Annotated in this window: 16 protein-coding genes; 7 read left to right on the forward strand and 9 right to left on the reverse strand. The window is 58.0% G+C overall.

The window, feature by feature from the left end:
• Positions 1–27 precede the first annotated feature (27 nt).
• The gene (locus RMS95_RS00390; protein WP_310642704.1) at positions 28–948 is read left to right on the forward strand and encodes a LysR family transcriptional regulator; all 921 of its coding nucleotides are present in this window, start codon (positions 28–30) and stop codon (positions 946–948) included.
• Positions 949–1,011: 63 nt separating this feature from the next.
• On the opposite strand, the gene RMS95_RS00395 is transcribed toward RMS95_RS00390, so the two are convergent.
• The 7 genes from RMS95_RS00395 to RMS95_RS00425 form a co-directional block, all read right to left on the reverse strand.
• Positions 1,012–2,025 (reverse strand): class 1 fructose-bisphosphatase, encoded by a 1,014-nt coding sequence (locus RMS95_RS00395; protein WP_310642705.1) that lies wholly within the window; start codon positions 2,023–2,025, stop codon positions 1,012–1,014.
• A gap of 10 nt (positions 2,026–2,035) precedes the next feature.
• Positions 2,036–4,798 carry an aminopeptidase N gene (gene pepN / locus RMS95_RS00400; protein ID WP_310642706.1) on the reverse strand — a complete coding sequence of 921 codons (2,763 nt, stop codon included), beginning with the start codon at positions 4,796–4,798 and terminating at the stop codon, positions 2,036–2,038.
• Between the two features lie 46 nt (positions 4,799–4,844).
• Positions 4,845–5,949 (reverse strand): peptide chain release factor 2 gene (gene prfB, locus RMS95_RS00405; RefSeq protein ID WP_310642707.1). Its coding sequence is split into 2 segments (ribosomal slippage): positions 4,845–5,867 and positions 5,869–5,949, totalling 1,104 coding nucleotides; the frame shifts between segments, so codons are not numbered across the junction.
• A 48-nt stretch (positions 5,950–5,997) separates the two neighbouring features.
• The gene (locus tag RMS95_RS00410) at positions 5,998–6,525 is read right to left on the reverse strand and encodes an ABC transporter ATP-binding protein (RefSeq protein WP_310642708.1); all 528 of its coding nucleotides are present in this window, start codon (positions 6,523–6,525) and stop codon (positions 5,998–6,000) included.
• Positions 6,526–6,651: 126 nt separating this feature from the next.
• Complete coding sequence (locus tag RMS95_RS00415) at positions 6,652–7,239, reverse strand: hypothetical protein (RefSeq protein ID WP_310642709.1); 588 nt, start codon at positions 7,237–7,239, stop codon at positions 6,652–6,654.
• Positions 7,240–7,291: 52 nt separating this feature from the next.
• Positions 7,292–7,819: an outer membrane beta-barrel protein gene (locus RMS95_RS00420; protein WP_310642710.1), complete on the reverse strand. Its 528-nt coding sequence runs from the start codon at positions 7,817–7,819 to the stop codon at positions 7,292–7,294.
• A 92-nt stretch (positions 7,820–7,911) separates the two neighbouring features.
• Entirely contained in the window at positions 7,912–8,814 is a 903-nt protein-coding gene (locus RMS95_RS00425) for an alpha/beta hydrolase (RefSeq protein ID WP_310642711.1), read from the reverse strand.
• A 25-nt stretch (positions 8,815–8,839) separates the two neighbouring features.
• On the opposite strand from RMS95_RS00425, the gene RMS95_RS00430 reads away from it, so the two are divergent.
• From RMS95_RS00430 to RMS95_RS00450, 5 genes are all read left to right on the forward strand, one after another.
• Positions 8,840–10,633 carry an AMP-binding protein gene (locus tag RMS95_RS00430; RefSeq protein WP_310642712.1) on the forward strand — a complete coding sequence of 598 codons (1,794 nt, stop codon included), beginning with the start codon at positions 8,840–8,842 and terminating at the stop codon, positions 10,631–10,633.
• Positions 10,634–10,675: 42 nt separating this feature from the next.
• Entirely contained in the window at positions 10,676–11,752 is a 1,077-nt protein-coding gene (locus tag RMS95_RS00435) for an aldo/keto reductase (protein WP_310642713.1), read from the forward strand.
• Between the two features lie 12 nt (positions 11,753–11,764).
• The gene (gene plsY, locus RMS95_RS00440) at positions 11,765–12,427 is read left to right on the forward strand and encodes a glycerol-3-phosphate 1-O-acyltransferase PlsY (RefSeq protein WP_310642714.1); all 663 of its coding nucleotides are present in this window, start codon (positions 11,765–11,767) and stop codon (positions 12,425–12,427) included.
• 133 nt (positions 12,428–12,560) lie between these two features.
• Positions 12,561–12,803 (forward strand): ParD-like family protein, encoded by a 243-nt coding sequence (locus tag RMS95_RS00445; protein ID WP_310642715.1) that lies wholly within the window; start codon positions 12,561–12,563, stop codon positions 12,801–12,803.
• Entirely contained in the window at positions 12,800–13,081 is a 282-nt protein-coding gene (locus tag RMS95_RS00450; RefSeq protein WP_310642716.1) for a type II toxin-antitoxin system RelE/ParE family toxin, read from the forward strand. The genes RMS95_RS00445 and RMS95_RS00450 overlap by 4 nt, the downstream gene beginning before the upstream one ends.
• A gap of 10 nt (positions 13,082–13,091) precedes the next feature.
• Here RMS95_RS00450 and RMS95_RS00455 read toward each other — a convergent pair whose 3' ends face one another.
• Positions 13,092–16,061, reverse strand: coding sequence for a DEAD/DEAH box helicase family protein (locus RMS95_RS00455; RefSeq protein WP_310642717.1), 2,970 nt, complete (start codon positions 16,059–16,061; stop codon positions 13,092–13,094).
• A complete protein-coding gene (locus RMS95_RS00460) occupies positions 16,058–18,058 on the reverse strand; it encodes a site-specific DNA-methyltransferase (protein ID WP_310642718.1) in 2,001 nt (666 codons plus the stop codon). The genes RMS95_RS00455 and RMS95_RS00460 overlap by 4 nt, the downstream gene beginning before the upstream one ends.
• Positions 18,059–18,160: 102 nt before the next feature.
• Between RMS95_RS00460 and RMS95_RS00465 the strand changes: the two genes are divergently transcribed.
• Positions 18,161–18,565: a transcriptional regulator gene (locus RMS95_RS00465; RefSeq protein WP_310642719.1), complete on the forward strand. Its 405-nt coding sequence runs from the start codon at positions 18,161–18,163 to the stop codon at positions 18,563–18,565.
• Positions 18,566–18,643: the final 78 nt, after the last annotated feature.

An 18,643-nucleotide genomic window follows, 5' to 3' on the forward strand; every position in this document is an offset into this window, starting at 1 on the left:
CATCGATTGGCGGCATAAACTTAGGCCATGAGTTTCAAGATCGCTGCCTCCAATTTGAGTTTGAGACAACTGCGTGCCTTTTTGGCAGTGGCTCAAGAGTCGAGCATGACCCGTGCAGCGGACAAACTGCACCTCACACCTTCGGCTTTGTCCATGTTGGTGCGTGGGATGGAAGATGATTTGGGCGTGCGTTTGTTTGATCGCACGACGCGGCGCTTGGTGTTGACCGAGGCTGGGCAACAGTTTTTACCGACGGTTGAGCAGGTGTTTGCACAGCTGGAGGCTGGCATCGCGTTGTTGCAAGACACCCAGCATGTGAAGGCTGGACGTCTGCGTGTGGCGGCATCTCCCTTGCTCGCCAGCGCTTTGTTTCCCAAGGTGATCGCCAGTTTTCGCTTGCAAAACCCGCACATCAAAGTGACGTTGATGGATGCCTCTGTGGAGTCTTTGCCGGATTTGGTGCGACGTGGTGACGTCGACATGGCGGTCTGTACGGCCAGCAGCGATACGGCAGACCTGTTGGCCACGCCGGTTTATACCGATAAGCTGATGTTGATCTGCCCCAGTTCACACAGGTTGGCCCTGCGTCGTGAGGTGGAGTGGCAAGATTTGCTCAGCGAGCCTTTGATTTTGATGCGCCAAGGCAGTGGCTTGCGCACCTTGGTGGACAAGGCCTTTGCAAAATGGAACAAACACCTCCAGCCTGCTTATGAGGTGTCGCAGGTGGCCACGGCCTTGGGCTTGGTGAGTGAGGGCGAGGGCGTGTCGGTGTTGCCGTCTTATGCCATTTCACGCGCGCAAAATCTGTCGCAAGTTTCAGCTGTTGCCACGGTGGATTTGGTGTCGCCCATTGTGTCGCGCGAAATCGTGGCCCTGACCAAAGAGGGCTCTGAAATGACATCGGCCGCCTTGAGGTTTGTTGAACAATTCAAAAACCACGCGGTATAGATTTGTTGGGACCCAAAAAAAGCCCAGGTGTTGAAGCTGGGCTTTTGAGCAGTCAGAGCTAATTTAGCCTTTGGCGTGGTAGCGGGTCACACGTTCCACTTCATTCTTGGAGCCCAAGATCACGCTCACACGCTGGTGCAATTGGGTGGGTTGAATTTCCATGATGCGTTGGTGACCGTTGGTGGAGGCGCCACCCGCTTGTTCGACCAACCAGCTCATGGGGTTGGCTTCGTACATCAAACGCAGCTTGCCCGCTTTGCCGGGTTCGCGCTTGTCCCAGGGGTACATGAACACGCCACCACGGGTCAAGATGCGGTGCACGTCGGCCACCATGGAGGCAATCCAACGCATGTTGAAGTTCTTGCCGCGTGGGCCTTCTTCGCCTTGCAAGCATTCGTCGATGTAGCGCTTCACGGGCTCGTCCCAGTGGCGCATGTTGCTCATGTTGATGGCGAACTCTTTGGTGTCGGCGGGGATGCGCACGTTCTCTTGGGTCAAGACAAACGAGCCTTGCTCACGGTCCAAGGTGAACATCGCCACGCCATCACCCACGGTCAATACCAAGGTGGTTTGTGGGCCGTACACGCAGTAGCCTGCGGCCACTTGTTGGGTGCCGGGCTGCAAAAAGTCGTCTTCGCTCACGCCTTTGCTGGGGTCCACTTTTTTGAGCACGCTGAAGATGGTGCCGATGCTCACGTTGACTTCGATGTTGCTGGAACCGTCGAGGGGGTCAAACATCAACAGGTATTCGCCTTGTGGGTAGCGGTTGGGCACCACGTGGATGCTGTCCATTTCTTCGGAGGCCATGGCCGCCAAGTGGCCACCCCATTCGTTGGCTTCGATCAACACATCGTTGGCGATGATGTCGAGTTTCTTCTGCACTTCGCCTTGCACGTTTTCGCTGCCCGCCGAGCCCATGACGTCACCCAGCTCACTGCCCAACGCGCCTTTGTTGACGGCGTGGCTGATGCTTTTGCAAGCACGGGCCACCACTTCGAGCAACAAGCGCAGCTCGGAGGGAATGCGGCCTTTGGCGCGTTGTTGTTCAACGAGGTAGCGGGTTAAAGAAATGCTCATGACTCAGTCCTTAGTTTGAAAGAGCGCGTGAGACAACCTCACGCACATCGTTGCTTAAATCGGCTTTGGCGGCGACGCGTTTGATGGCTTCGTGCGCAGCGGTGCGGTAGGGCTCTGCCAGTTTGCTCCAACGGTCCAAGGCGCGCGCCAAACGGGCGGCGACTTGGGGGTTGATGGCGTCGAGTTCCAACACGCGTTCACTCCAAAACACGTAGCCTGCCGCATCGCTGCGGTGGAAAGCGCCGGGGTTGGCACTGCAGAAACTGAAGATCAGGCTGCGGGCGCGGTTGGGGTTTTTGATGTGGAAATCGGGGTGCAGCATCAAGTGACGCACCACGGGCAGCACGTTGCCGCCGCGGTCAGGGCTGCCTGCTTGCAGGGCAAACCATTTGTCCATCACCAAGGCTTCGTTCGAGAAGAGGTTGTAAAAGCGCTGCAGCGCATCGGCTGCCAAGGCATGGCCACTGCTGACCAAGGCGTTCAAGGCGTTGAAGCGGTCGGTCATGTTGTGTGCGTCTTTGAAGCACTGCAGGGTGCGTTCTGGCCACACCACATCGCCGGTATGGCGTGCATCTAAACACAACATGGTCAATGACAAGCCGCTCAAGGCTCGGCGTCCGCTGGACACGGGGTCGGGGCGATAGTTGCCGTTGTCGCGGTGGGTGTTGAAGGCCCACGCCCAATCGTCGTGCAATTCGCGTGCGAGTTGGGTGCGCATGGCTTCACGCATGGCGTGAATGCGCTGAGGGTCCACCACATCGAGTTGTTCGGCGATGTAAGTTTCTGCAGGCAAGGTGAGTACCAACTCTTTGAACGCGGCATCCAACGCGGGGTTGCGCAGCACGGTGCGCAGGGCTTGCACCAAGGCAGCGTCTAGCACTTGCGTGGGTTCGCCTTCGGCTTTCACGGCCGCGAGTGCTGCGCTCAGACACAGGCGTTGTGCCGCTTCCCATTGGTTGAACGGGTCGGTGTCGTGCGCCAAGAGCGTGAGCAACTGGGCGGCTGTGAAGTCCATCTCCAACACCACGGGGGCGCTGAAGTCACGCAACAGCGAGGGCACAGGGGCTTCGTCGCTGGTGACGGGCAAGTCGTGAAACTCAAAGGTTTGTGTAGCTTCGGTCAGCACCAGCAATTGGCTGGGCAGCACTTCGCGGCCATCGGTGCCAATCAAGCCCATTTGCACGGGGATGACAAAGGGGGCTTTGATCTCTTGGCCAGGACTGGGTGGGCAGCTTTGGCTCAAGGTCAGGGTGTAGCGACGCGTGGTGGCGTCGTAGGCGCCTGTCGCTTGCACGCGGGGCGTGCCCGCTTGGGCGTACCAACGTTTGAATTGCGACAAATGCTGGGCCAAGGCGGCGTGGGGGTTGGCGTCTGCGATGGCTTGGGCGAAGTCGTCGCACGTGACGGCTTGGCCGTCGTGGCGCTCGAAATACAGCTTCATGCCTTTGGCGAAGCCCTCACGACCGGTGTGGGCCAAGCCGCCTTCGCTGCCTGATGCCGTGATGGCGGGGGCCGCCAAGGTTTGCATCATGCGGACGACTTCTGAGCCTTTTTCGTAAATCGTGACGGTGTAGAAGTTGTTGATTTCCACATAGCTGTCAGGACGCACCGGGTGGGCCATCGGGCCTGCATCCTCGGGGAACTGGGCCGTGCGCAACAAGCGCACGTCTTCAATCCGCTTGACGGCTTTGGCCGAGGCTGCAGCGGCGCGACCTTGCACAGGGTCTGTGGCGCTGTGTGTCAGGGCGTCAGCGGCCAAATCTTGGCTGAACTCTTGGTCGCGGAAAACGGTGAGGCCTTCTTTGAGCGAGAGTTGGAACCAGTCGCGGCAGGTCACGCGGTTGCCCGTCCAGTTGTGGAAGTACTCGTGGCCCACCACGCTTTCGATGTTGCCGTAGTCGGTGTCGGTGGCGGTGGATGCGTTGGCCAACACAAACTTGGTGTTGAAAATGTTGAGGCCCTTGTTCTCCATGGCGCCCATGTTGAAGTCGCTGGTGGCGACGATCATGAAGCGTTCCAAATCGAGTTCTAGGCCGAAGCGTTTTTCGTCCCAAGCGATGCTGGCCATCAGCGAGTTCATGGCGTGTTCGGTCTTGTCCAAGTCGCCCGAACGCACGAACACTTGCAGCACGTGGTCTTTGCCCGAGCGGGTTTTGACGCGTTGTTCGCGGCACACAAATTGACCTGCGACCAAGGCAAACAAATAGCAAGGTTTTTTGTGCGGGTCCACCCAGCGCGCAAAGTGACGACCGTCTTCGAGCGGGCCTTCTTCCACCAAGTTGCCATTGCTCAGCAGCACGGGGAAGGCCGCTTTGTCAGCGCGCAGTGTGACGCTGTAGTTCGACATCACATCGGGGCGGTCCAAGAAATAAGTGATGCGGCGAAAGCCTTCCGCCTCGCACTGCGTGAAGAACGAGTCGTTGCTGACGTACAAGCCCATGAGCTTGGTGTTCTTGGCGGGCAAGCAGGTGGTGAAGATTTCCAGCGCGAAAGGCGCGTGGCCCTCCGGCAAGTTCTCCAGCACCAATTGGCTGCCGTCCATCTTGAACGAGGTGCCTTGACCGTTGACCAGCACACGCGCCAAGTTCAGCTCGTCGCCATCCAAACGCAGAGGCTGTGCTGCCACGTCGGGGTTGCGGCGCACCGTCATTTTGTTGAGCACGCGGGTCTTGGCGGGGTCCAAGTCGAACGTCAGGTCGACGGTGTCGATCCAAAACGCGGGTGCGGTGTAATCCGCACGTTGAACCAGTGGGGCAGTGCCTTCACGCAGCATGTTGGTGTCCTAGAGAGAGGGAAATGGGCGAAAAACGGACCAGCCGTTAAACGCCTTGTTTGAGCGAAGCTTCGATGAATGCGTCCAAGTCGCCGTCCAGCACTTTTTGGGTGGCTGAAATTTCGACGTTGGTACGCAAGTCCTTGATGCGGCTGTTGTCCAGCACATAGCTGCGAATTTGATGACCCCAGCCCACATCGGTCTTGGTGTCTTCGAGCTTTTGTTGCTCTTCTTGGCGCTTGCGCATCTCGAAGTCATACAAGCGCGAGCGCAGGCGTTTCCACGCCACGTCACGGTTGCTGTGCTGGCTTCGGCCGTCTTGACACTGCACCACGATGCCGGTGGGGATGTGGGTCAAACGCACGGCAGAGTCGGTTTTGTTGATGTGCTGGCCACCCGCGCCAGACGCGCGGTAGGTGTCGGTGCGCACGTCGGAGGGGTTGATGTCGATCTCGATCGAGTCATCAATCTCGGGGTACACAAACACCGAGGCGAACGAGGTGTGGCGACCACCTGAGCTGTCAAAGGGCGATTTGCGCACCAACCGGTGCACGCCGGTTTCGGTGCGCAGCAAACCAAACGCGTATTCGCCTTCGATCTTGATGGTCGCGCCTTTGATGCCCGCCACGTCGCCCGCAGATTCGTCTTCGACGGTGGTTTTGAAACCCTTGCGCTCGGCGTACTTGAGGTACTGGCGCAGCAACATGCTGGCCCAATCGCAGGCTTCGGTGCCACCGGCACCGGCTTGGATGTCCAAGAAGCAATTGAGCGGGTCCGCTTCGTTGCTGAACATGCGGCGGAATTCCAACTCTTCGATGGTTTTGACCAAGCCTTGGGTGTCGGCCTCGATGGTGAGCAAGCCGTCTTCGTCGTTGTCGGCTTTGCTCATTTCAAACAACTCGGTGTTGTCTGCCAGCTCTTGGGTCAGGCGGGTGAGGGTGACGACCACGCTGTCGAGCGACTTCTTTTCACGGCCCAGTTCTTGGGCTTTCTTAGGGTCGTTCCAGACCGTGGGGTCTTCTAGCGAGGCGTTGACGGTGCGCAGGCGTTCAGCTTTGGCATCGTAGTCAAAGATACCTCCGGAGGTCGACCGTGCGCACGCTCAAGTCTGCGAGGGTGGTGCCAATGAGGTTGGTGCGTTCAGCTTCCATGATGGTGTCTTCTTTAGGTGTCTGGGGAAACCGCAGATTTTCTCACGTTCAGAAGTCGTGGCTGTATGCCAATAAAAAGCCTGCGGTTCCCAGCAGCGAGGCTTGCACCGAATGGTCACCCGAAAAGTGATAGCCCAAAGACGGGATGACAGCAGGCGCAATGCCATAGTTGTTGAATGGGATCTTGTCTTTGTAAGCCCCTTTGTAACCATAGATCAGGCCACCCGAGAGTTTGAAAAACACGTGGGGGTTGCCCATCACGCCTGTCCAGCGCTGGCCCACAAAGCCGTACAACGAGGGTTGCCCGAATGAGTTGGTGAAAAAGGCGAGGCCGCAAAAACGGCCACGGATGTCTTGACGTTCCAGACTGATGAGGCGAACGGGGCGGTGCTCGGGGTTGTAGTGCCAGTGCTCGGCATAAGGCGAAAGCATCAATTGCCAAGGCTTGTCGTGCGGGGTGTCGGGTGTGTCGTCCGCTTTCAGCGCAGTGGGGCAAGGCTGCAAGCCATGCGCCGCGCTGAGAATGTCGCTAGATTGTTGTGAATGGGCCAACGGGTTGGCGCATAAAAAAGCCATCCAAACAACGAGATGGCTTGTTAATTTCAATCGCATTCAAAACCTAGGTGTGTTCAAAAGTAGTCAATTTTAGGTGAAGTTCACAAAGAGGACGTCTACGTCATTGATCAAGCCATTTAAGCGTCTTTAACGTCCAGTGATCACGGCAGGCCCAATCTCTTGCAATGGTCCAAGCGGATTGTGCTGTATGTCCACTTCGTGGATTTCTGGCTGACCGCCCCAGGAGCGGTACACCACGGTGTCGTCGACCAACAAAATCAAAGCATTGAACCGCCAGCCGGTGGTTTCCGAGCGGCGGCGAAAGTTGGTGAAGTCAGCCAAGAAGCCGCCCGTACGGGCTTTGTTGATTTTTGCAATGTTCACTTCCCAACCACGGCAAGCGTCACGTGCGTTGATGCACCGCAAGATGCCAGGGCCCAAGTCGTCTTTGGTCAGCACGCTGCCATTCAGCACGCGCCGCACGATGTCGGGGTAAGACAAGATGATGGTGTTGGGTTGGTAGGTCGGACCGAGCCTCAAGGCCGAGACATCGGCGATGTGGCTCTCCATCGGGGTCAAGCTTTCAATGGCCGAGCGCGCTTCTTCAAAAGTTTGAAACGTTGGCGATTCCGTGCGCGCCTCGGGCAACAAGCTGGTGCACGCAGCGAGGCTGCTACACGCCGCAAACAAGGTGAAGCGAGCGAATGAGCGAGGCAGTTGAAATAGCTTTGGCATAAAAAAAGCGCATTGCAATGCAATGCGCCATTATTGCGACGACGTGCGCAGTTTAGAAGCGCGTGCCCACAGATAAAGCAAAACCTTTGGCCGTGGTGTTGTCTTTGTCAAAGTAGGTCATGTAGTCCAGCTGCCCGTACACACTTTTGGTGAAGTTGGTTTGCAAGCCAATGCCATATGACAAATCGGTGCCTGTTCGTGCGCCGCCCGTGGACGCGGTAATGTCCGATCGCGTCACGCCCACACGCGCAAAGACCAACGTGTCTGGGGTCAAGGCGACTTTGGGCTTGATGTGAATGCCATAGTTATTGATGGACGCGTTAAAACCGTCACGGTGGTCCTTCGAGGCGGTCGCGGTGTACATGCCTTCGACAGCCCAGTTGGCGTCCAAGTCTTTACCAATGATGAAGCGCGCAGCTTGAGGCGTGGATGTGCCCGCCAAGCCGTCATTCACATCAATGGGGGTGTAGGCAATTTCGCCGTAGTACCCAGCATCTGACATGACGCGACTTTGCGCTTGCACGCCAGTGCCCATCAACGTCGCTAAAAGAGTGAGTGCAACAAAATAAGTGGTTTTCATAGGAGGTCCTTTAAGTGGGCCTCTATGGTGCGTTCGTGTGTCGCGCAGGGTTTGTTTGTTATCGCACGTGCCGCGAAAAAAAGCTTTCGACGTTAAGCCAGAAACGTTTCAATCAATTGCGCCAGTTCTTCGGGCTGGTCGTGGTGCAGCATGTGGCCCGCATCTTGGATGACGGCGTGTTGCAACTGGGGCACCGAGGCAATCCGGGTCATGAACTCGGCCAGCGTGTACTTGTCTTTCCACCACTGTGTGAGGCTGTCGGTACCCGCCACCACGCACAAGGTGGGCGCGGTGATGCGCTCGTAGATGGCCTGTGTTTCGTCCACTTTGAACAGTTGTGCATTGATCACTTTATGAGCAGCATGGCCCAGAATGCGCCATTCGCCTTGTGCGTTGGCTTGTGACCAGTGCTGTGCCAACCAATGCGCTTTGTCTGAGCCCAAACGTGGGTTGGTCTTCATCAAACGTTGGGCCACGCCTTCTAGGTTGGCATAGGGCTTGAGGTCCATCTCGCCGCGCTGCACGGCTTTGAGTTCATCCATCCATTTGGCATATCGCCCGGGTGCTTGCGAAGGGTGTGAGACAGGCATGCCAAAGCCTTCGAGGTTGACCAAGCGTGCAATGCGCTCGGGCCGAATGCCGCTGTACAGGGTGGCAATGTGTCCACCCATGCTGTGGCCCACCAAATTGACGGGGCGGTCGCCCACATAGTGGTCGAGCAACTGGTCGAGGTCGGCCATGTAGTCGGGGAACCAGTAGTTGTCGACGCCTGGCGTTTCGGTCAAGCCAAAGCCGCGCCAGTCGGGGGCAATCACCCAGTGGTCGTGGGCCATGGCGTCGATGACGAACTGAAACGAGGCCGACACATCCATCCACCCATGCACCATCACCAGCGGCGTGCGCTCGGGGCTTGGCGTGCCCCATTGGCGTACGTGGTAATTCAGGTGTCGTATAGGTACAAATTCGGTGCGGGAGGCTTTTTGGATTGGGTACATTCTTTGCATCATAAGGAAGCACCCGATGAGACAGCGTCAAGCACATGACACTCCAGCCCCTCTCGACTTTTACAACGCCATGCAGCAAGGCTTTGGCTGGGCTGTGCCCGAGCACGTCAACATCGCCGCGTTGTGCAGTCGCCGCTGGGCGGCGTTGCCCGATGCGTCGCAGCGCGTGGCCATCGTGGCGCACCAAGCCGCGCCTGCAGGGCAGGGCAGTGCCGCATCGCAGCCCCCGGTGACCTTTAGCTATGCCGAGTTGCAGCAGGCCGCCGATGCGCTGAGCCATGTGTTGGTCGCGCAGGGGGTGCAGCGCGGTGACCGTGTGGCCATCGTCTTGCCCCAACGCTTTGAGACGGCCGTGGCCTACATGGCGGTGCTGCAAATGGGCGCTGTGGCCATGCCCCTGTCGCTGTTGTTTGGTCCAGATGCTTTGGAGTACCGCTTGCAAGACAGCGAGGCGGTGGCCGCCGTCGTCGACGCCTCGTCGGTGGGCAATCTCTGGGCGGTGCGCGAGCAGTGCCCCGCTTTGCGTGATGTGATTGGCATCGACTTAGAAAATGCCGACGACATGTTGCGCGTGGAGGTGGACTACGCCAGCGCCATCGCCGATCAACAACGCGAATTCACCGCTGTGCAAACCAAAGCCGACGATGCGGCGGTGTTGATCTACACCAGTGGCACCACGGGGCCACCCAAGGGCGCGCTCATTCCGCATCGTGCCTTGATTGGCAACCTCACGGGGTTTGTGTGTAGCCAAAACTGGTTTGGTTTTCCAACCGACTCACGCCGCGATTCAGGCACTCAGTCAGCCGGCGAGAGCCAAGCCGTGTTTTGGTCACCCGCCGACTGGGCGTGGACGGGTGGTTTGATGGACGCCTTGCTGCCCACCCTCTACTTTGGACGCCCCATCGTGGCGTGGAACGGACGCTTCAGCCCTGAGCTGGCCTTCACCCTCATGCAACAGCACGGTGTGACGCACACCTTTTTGTTCCCCACGGCACTCAAAGCCATGATGAAGGCGTTTCCTGCGCCTAGCGCTCAGTTCAAGCTCAAGTTGCAAGCCATCATGAGCGCGGGAGAGGCCGTGGGTGACGCGGTGTTTGGTTATTGCCAAGCGCAGCTGGGCGTCACGGTGAATGAGATGTTTGGGCAGACCGAGATCAACTACATCGTGGGCAACTGCGCCATGAATGGCCAACCACGCGACGGCATTGGCTGGCCAGCCAAGCCCGGCAGCATGGGCAAAGGCTACCCCGGCCACCGCGTGGCCGTGATCGATGACCACGGTGACGAATGCCCCGTTGGCGTGCCTGGTGATGTGGCGCTGCACCGCTTCAACCTGCACGGTCAGCCCGACCCGATCTTCTTCTTGGGCTATTGGAAAAATGCGGCCTCCACCGAAGGCAAGTTCACCGGTGATTGGTGCCGAACGGGTGATATGGCCACGCGCGATGCCGACGGTTACCTGTGGTACCAAGGCCGAGCGGACGATGTCTTCAAGTCAGCGGGCTACCGCATTGGCCCGAGCGAGATTGAAAACTGCTTGGTCAAACACCCCGCTGTCGCCAACGCCGCCGTGGTGCCCAAACCTGACCGTGAACGGGGCGCTTTGGTCAAAGCCTATGTGGTCTTGGCGCCGGGCTTTGTCGCCTCGGATGCCTTGGTGCGCGAGTTGCAAACCCATGTGCGTGGCCAGCTGGCGCCCTATGAGTACCCCAAAGAGATTGAGTTCACGCCTGAGTTGCCCATGACGACCACCGGCAAAGTGCAGCGCCGTGTTTTGCGCCTGCAAGAAGAGGCCCGCGCCAAGCTTTAGACTTGTCAGCTTTTGAAAACCCCCTTTGTTGGAGTTGTTCCCATGACTTTCCCCCTTGTCCAGCTGGGCACCAGCGACTTGCGCGTGACCCCCATTTGCTTGGGCACCATGACTTTTGGTGAACAAGTGAAGGAAGCCGATGCCCACGCCATCCTCGACCGTTCGTTGGCGCGTGGTGTGAACTTCATCGACACCGCCGAGATGTACGCCGTGCCCGCCAAAGCCGAGACCTGTGGCGCCACCGAGACCATCATTGGCAATTGGTTCGCCAAAAACCCAGGCGCTCGCCAGCAACTGGTGTTGGCCACCAAAGTGGCAGGCCCGTCTCGCGGCATGCCTTGGATTCGTGAAAACAGCGGCATGAACGGGCAAGACATCTTGGCCGCCTGCGATGCCAGCCTGCGCCGCTTGCAAACCGACGTCATCGACCTCTACCAAATTCACTGGCCCGAGCGCCATGTGCCCGCCTTTGGCATGGCCTATTACGACCCCAGCAAAGAGAAATCGGTGACCCCGATTCACGAGCAACTCGACGCTTTGGCTCAGTTGGTCAAAGCGGGCAAGGTGCGTTATGTGGGCTTGTCCAACGAGACGCCTTACGGCGTGCATGAGTTTGTGCGTTTGGCCGAGCAACACGGCTTGCCCCGCGTGCAGACCGTGCAAAACCCCTACTGCTTGCTTAACCGCACGTATGAAAACGCGCTCGACGAAACTTGCCACCGCTTGAGCGTGGCCTTGCTGGCCTATTCGCCCTTGGCGTTTGGCCTGTTGACCGGCAAATACGACGAAGGCGGCATTGACGGCCCCACCGCACCACAAGGCGCACAAGGTGGCCGCATGTCCGCTTACGAGAGCATGCGCAAACAACGCTGGGGCCGCCCCGAAGCCTTGGCTGCCGCACGCCGCTACAACACCTTGGCCCGCGACAACGGCATGACGCCGACGCAAATGGCCTTGGCGTTTTGTTACACCAAGTGGCAAGTGGCCAGCACCATCATTGGCGTCACCTCGGTGGCGCAATTGGATGCCGACTTGGACACGTGGGGCACCACCCTGTCGCCCGACGTCTTGGCCGCCATTGACGCCATCCGTTGGGACGTGCGCGACCCTGCGCTGTGATGGAGGTTGTTTATGTTTTCTGATTCTTCAACCGTCATGCTGCTCGTTGTGGGCGCGTACTTGGTGGGCTCTTTGTCGTTCGCCGTCATCGTCAGCCGTGTGATGGGCTTGGACGATCCGCGCACCTACGGCAGCCAAAACCCAGGCGCCACCAACGTGCTGCGCTCGGGCAACAAACAAGCCGCCATCGCCACCTTGCTGTTTGACGCCCTTAAAGGCTACTTCCCTGTGTGGCTGGTCAAACTCTACGGCCCCGACTTTGGGCTCGATGACCGCGCTGTGGCTTTGGTGGCTATCTCTGCCTTCATTGGCCATTTGTGGCCCGTGTTCTTTGGCTTCAAAGGCGGCAAAGGCGTGGCCACAGCAGCGGGTGTGTTGTTTGGTGTGGAGCCCATCTTGGGCGCTGCGACCATGGGCACGTGGCTGATCGTCGCGTTCTTCTTTCGCTACTCCTCGCTCGCCGCCTTGGCCGCTTCGGTGTTTGCCCCTGCGTACTACTGGCTGGGGGACAAAGTGGCTTGGGCCACCAGCGACGCGGAGTTGTTGGCTGTCGTGGTCATGAGTGCTTTGCTGCTGATGCGTCACAAAGACAACATCGCCCGTTTGGTAGCGGGGCAGGAGACGCGGATTGGGGCGAAGAAGGAAGTTGCTGAAAGCGGGTCGGACGCGTCTTAAGTCAACGGCATCTGCTGTTGCATCGCAAGTACAAAGGGCCTCACGCGTGAGGCCTTTGTATTTTTAGATCAGCGTTTGCTTGTGGGAGTTGGTGTGGTTGTCTACAATTGTGGTAAATCCTGAAAGGCACACCATGTCCACCGTTTCCATGCGCATTGATGAGTCTTTGGTCGGTGCAGCCCGTGTGGCTGCCAAGGCAGAATTTCGCACCGTGCAGGGGCAGGTCGAGTTCTGGGCCAAAGTGGGCCGAGCTGCGCTCGATAACCCCGATTTGCCTGCATCGTTCATTGCCGAAAGCCTCATGAGTCTGGCCGAGCCGCGAGAGGACAGCACGCCCTTCGTTCCCCGCAGTACCGCCAACACCCTGCCAGCATGAGCTGGCAAGTGCTGCAAACGCGGCGCTTTGCCCGCGTTTACAAAAAGCTCACGCAAGCCACATTCATTGCCGACACCGATGCCGCCGTGGGGGCCGTGGCCGACAACCCCGATGTGGGCGAGCGCAAAAAAGGTGACTTAGCGCAACTGTGGGTCTACAAGTTTCGCAGCCAAGGTCAGCTGTACCTGCTGGGCTACACCCGAGAAGACACCGTGCGCCTGATTTACCTGGAAGCCATGGGACCGCATGAAAATTTCTACAGGGATTTGAAGCGCTGAGATTTGATTTTTAGATGAGCGCTTGTTGTAACGATGCGTTGGCCATGGGTCTTAACCGCGCATAGTCCAGCAGCTCCGCCAAGCGGGCACCTTTGCCTTGCCATTCATAAACCACCGACTCGCCGAGCAGTACGTAATGCCAAGGCGGACCACCCCGTTGTTCTTCGGTCAAGTTATTGATCCGCTCACACCAAGCCAGCGCGGCTTTGCGTTTGCGTTGCACGTTGGGGTGGATGGTTTGTGCTTGGCCTTTGGTTTCGACCAAGTAGACCGCGCCTTCGGAGCGCACCAGAAAGTCGGGTGAATAGAAAGCGGGCAGGCCGTCGTCTTTCACGTAGCGTAGGCGGGCAAAGGTGTGGCGGTTTTCGCTGATCCTGCAAAACGCCAGCACCTGCGTGTCAGCTTGTGCCCAATGGATGAACGACTTTTCTAGTCCGCCGCTGCGGCTGGGCCAGCCCAGGCGGGTGTAGATGGATTTGGACACCTCCAGCGATGCGCTCTCACGGACCATGAGCTTGGGCACTTCGCTCAAATAGCGCAGATGCACTTCGGTCTGGCCCGTGGTGTGCTTTTCTTCCGATTCGAGCAGGCCGACTGCAAACACCTTGGTGATGTGATCCACCACGGGCTGCAACAGCAGCAAGCGCCAGTTCTCATCTTCCAGAGGGTTGAAGGTGCCTGCAAACAGTTGCGTCCAGACGTAGTCATCAATCCAGCCCGTCAGCTCGGCGGTGTTGACTTGTAAATAAGGCTTTGCCAGATGCGTTGCGATTTTGTTATTTTTCGGAAGATCTGAACTCAGCGCCTGGCTGATGCGCCGCGTCAGGCGCGACAGGTAATCGTTGTAGCCGCTCACGTTCATCACCGCGCCGTCCACCCGGTAGTCGCCAAACAGCGTGGCACTTTGCAGGTCTTGCGAGACAAAGGTGTCGCCTTTGCCCAGCATGCCCTTGAGCTGGTCCGCCGTCATGGCCGTGAAGGCGGGCAGGGTGGTCACATCAATTTGGTTGTGGTCGCGCAGTTCATCGGCTTCTTGCAGGATGAACGGGATACCGAAGTCAAACTGTGCAAAGTCTTCACGCAGTTCGGCTGGGATCACGTCTCCCGTGGCAGAGCCATCGTCCCCATCGTCATCGCCTGTCGCGACAGCGAGACCTTCGTTGATCAGCTCGTCATAGAACGACTGAAACGCCGGGTGCTCCACGATGGACAACACATCCAGCAAGCTGCCTGGTTCTTTGCTGGCCTCGATCAGTTCGCGGTTTTCGCGTTTGATGTCGTTGTATTCCGCGTCGCGCCACATCAGGCGCAAGCCGCGCCCGATGGTTTGCTCCAACAGAATTTGCGCTTGGCTGGAGCGTAGCGGCACGATGACGCAAATGTTGTTCACGTCGAAGCCCTCGCGCAGCATGAGCACGCTCACGATCACACGCGGCGTGGCGTGGTGATCCACGCTGAACAGGCGTTCGCGCACAGGCTCCCAATCCTTGGGGCCCAGCTCGGCTTTCTTGCCCGAGTCGATGGTCATCACCTCGTCATCGTTCAAGCCTTCCTGATCTCGTAAAAATTCGGCCACCAACGGCGACACGGTGGTGTCTTCGCAAACCACCAGCATCTTGGGGTGGCGGTGTGGGTCGATGGTGGCAAAGTCTTTTTCCAGCTTGCGCAGTTTGGCCAGGCCCGCCCGCAGCATGACCCGCTGGCCTTCACTCAGCGCCGGGTTGCCCGATTCGTCCCGCTCAGCCTTGAACTCCAGCGGCAATGCGCCGATTTCCTTGCGGCGGTCTAGCACCAGCGACTTGACCAACCCTGCGCGCATGGCGCTTTTCAGGTCAAAGTCGGTCACGATGTGTGGGAAGTACACCTTGCGCTTGTTCTTGCCCGAGCCCACATCGTTGTAAGGCGTGGCCGAAAAGTCCACCTGCACAAAGCGGCGGCCCTTGGTTTGGGCAATGCGGCTCAGGCTTTTTTGCCATTCCACCTCGGTCGTTTCTCCTTCACGTTTGAACTCGTGGATATGGTGGGCCTCGTCGTTGAACACCATCAACTCGGGCAGCTGCGCCAAAAACTCCAGCACATTGCCGCGTGCATAGCGGCGATCCAATACATCCAGGCTGTTGCCTGTGGCGCGGCCCGGTGTGAGTGGCAGCACTTGGGCCACCACATCTTGCGGGTCCATGGGCGCGCCAAGCGTTTCGACTTCTTCAATGTCCTCGGCCACATCGCCTTCGGCCAACAGATGCCAGTTGGTGATGGCGATCATGCCGTTGCCCGTGGCTTTGAGGCCGATCTCGTTTTTGCTGCACACGTTGCCGCGCACAAAGGCAAACACCGATTCGCGGTGCGCCTCGGGGATGAACAGGTCGGCAAACTTGGCCATGTCGGAGCTGGCGAAGTTGCGCGAGCCGTTGCCACCTGGAACGAGCTTGCCGCAAAACGCATCGAGCAGGCGTTCGTAAACGATCAGTCCCGGGGCCACCACCATGAACTGGCGGGTAAAGCGCGGGTCGTCAATGCCTTCGGCCAGCGCGGCGGTTTTGTTCAGCAGCTGCCAGATCATCAGCGCTTGCAGCACCCATGTCTTGCCCGTGCCCGTGGCCATCTTCAGGCAATACTTGGGGTGCCCATGCTTGTCCGCAGACACTTCATTTAGGCGTGCGCCCGTCAGCAGCGCATCGGGCGCGGCGGCGCGGTACAGGTCCAGCAGCGTCCAGCTGTCAAGGCCAGCGCCCAGCACCTCGTGCGCCACGATGGCGTTCAAGATGGCCTGCTTTTGACCGGCGTGAAAGTTCAGGCTGCCTCGGGCCATCACCATGTCTTCGCCAAACCACCAGGCCAGCAAATCGGCTGTGGTGGGCGTGACCAGTTCCAGAATGTCTGCCGCGCCCGATTCAAGCCCCAGACAAAGTTGATTCGTCTTAGCGGTCAGGCCTGCGGCCAGGGCCAGTTGATCGTCGGCTTTTGCGGCAGCGGTGCTCATGCGGCCTCCACGGTGGAGACCACTTCGGCTTCAAAGCCAAACACATCGACCACGCGCACGCACACCTTGCGTGGACCCGCCTTGGCAGGCACTGTCACCTGCGCCTGCGTGACGACGCGCAGCACATCGGCATCGTTGGCCGTGTTACCCCGGTAGTCTTGCCAGACCGAGCGGAACACCTTGCCGTCGTAGTCCGGGTCCACCGCCCAATATTCGATCAAGGCCAGCGGCTCCTTGTTGGCCACTTGCTGCAAGGCTTGTCGGTTGGCGTCGTCCAGATTGATCGCCTCGGGCGAGAGAAGCACGTAGTTTTTGAGCTTGACGGTGAATGTTTCGGTCGGTGGGGCATCGTCTGCGCTGGCTGGCGCTTGGCGCGTGATCGGCTCGATGGTCAGGTATTGCAGCGACGAGAAACGCACTTGCCCGCGCAACTTGTCGATGCCGCCTTTCTTCTTGAGGCGGTCCATCAAATCGGGCGGGATCACCAGCACTTCGAGTCGGCTGTCGTTGAGCGCGGTGATGGTCTCGCCAATCGAAGGCTCAAAGTTCCAACCTAGCACCACCACGCGGTCCCAGCCGCCCATGAGGTTGTCGCGCTGCGCAATGGCCTTTTTGAGGGTGGCCATGCCGGTGAGCTTGTTGGGCGAGTCGGCCAGCACCAGGGTTTTGCTGCCCCGGCCAGCGCCGAGAGCCATGCCCGCAATTTGCCCGAGGTTGCGCTGCGGGTTCACGTCGGGCGGCAAGGGCAGGGCTCCGTAGAGCGAGAGGACGATTTGCGACAAATCACCAATGCGGAAATCGCGACCCAAATGTGCCTTGGCTGCCTCGACTTGGTAGTCGCCGATGGCTTGGTAGAGGAAGGGCTTTGCCTCTTGGTCGATCAGGCGTTTTCGCATGATCATGCAAGCGGGTTTGCCAATATCAGTTGTTATCCATCGATATCCCAATCTTTCAGCCACTGAAGCTGTGGTTCCCGATCCGCCATTCAAATCAACAACTAACCCATCTTTGGGACATGACGCTTGGATGATTCGTTCTAGCAATTTTTCTGGCTTTTGAGTCGCATAGTCCACGCGTTCAAGCCCAACTGGATTAATCATTGAAATATCCCAAACATCAGGCATGGGAACTCCTTTTGACTCATCCGCTGTCAATGTGGATCTACGAATGCCGTCCTCTCCAATTACGCTAATCCATGCTTTGCCATTACCGCTTGATTTCTCGGATTTTGGAATGTAAAGCTGGTTGAAATAGTGATTACCTTTTTGTTTTGTGTACACAAAAATTGTGTCGTGATTTCGAGCAAAAGTGGTTCCTGCAATATTCCATCTTCGGTAATACCAAATGACTTCATTCAGCATGTTTGACTTACCAAATATTTCATCAAGCACGATCTTCACGTAATGCCCCACATGCCAATCCAGATGCACGTAGATGGACCCGGTATCGGCCAACAGCTCACGCATCAGGATCAGGCGCGGCGTGATCATGGCCAGGTAAGACGCGGTGCCATCGCTCCAGGTGTCTGAGTAGGCGAACTGCTCGATGACGGTGGGCTTTTGTTCGATTTCCACACCCGGCAACGTGACCTTGGTGCGGTAATCGGCTTTGGAGTCAAAGGGTGGGTCGATGTAAATCAAATCGACTTTGCCGCGAAGGCTCGGCGTATTCTCGTCCCCCGCCAGCAAGGCGGCCATGGCCAGCAGGTTGTCGCCATAAATCAAACGGTTGGTCCAAGGCGCTTCGTGCTCCGCGCCCAGCGTGGCTTGCGGGTTGTCTAGCAAGCTGGCTTGTCCCGGTGCAAACACTTCGCGCTGGTTGGCCTTGCTTTGCTGGGCGATCCAGTCTTGCGCCTTGGTGTCGCGGGCAGGCAGCACGACCTCACGGGTTTGCAGGCCCACGCGGTGACGACTTTCGATGCCCTCCAGGATTTTTTCGGCTTGCTTGCGGCCATTGGCCACGATTTCGGGGAGTTGTTCGAGGAGAGATTTGGCCATGCGATGGGTTCAATAAGCTGTTGATTCAGTTTTCAACTGATTGTTGTGATGATACTCAACAGCTTTTTGAAAAAAATCTCAAGCGATTTGTAACTTGCTGGCATGAATGAAAAAATTGAATTCACCCAGCGTTTACGCGCCGCCATGACTCAGGCGGGCTACACGGTTAGTCCTTCGGTTTTAGAGCATGAATTCAATTTACGTTGGCCTGGCAAGTCAATCAGCAACCAAGCCGCTTGGGGTTGGTTGAACAACCGTTCTATCCCAACGCAAGACAAAATGCAGGTTTTAGCTGAGTTACTCAAGATCCCACCGGATGTTTTGCGGTTTGGCACGGCCGTACGCTTGTCCGTGCAAGAGCACAAAAAGCGCTGGGACGAAGGGGCTGGCTATCTAGAGCGCGAAACCTTCGACGCATTTCTGAAACTTCCTGCTGCGCAGCGCAAGATCATTCGCGAAGTGATCTTGACGTTTGCCAAAGTGCATTCCGCAGCAGCGAAGACATAGCGTTTTGCAAAATGCAAAAGGGCCCCACATATGAGGTCCTTTTGTTTGATCAATTTTTGCTGATTCACAAGGCTGGGT

It is taken from the genome of Limnohabitans sp. (assembly GCF_031539175.1).
Classification (GTDB): Bacteria; Pseudomonadota; Gammaproteobacteria; order Burkholderiales; family Burkholderiaceae_C; genus Limnohabitans.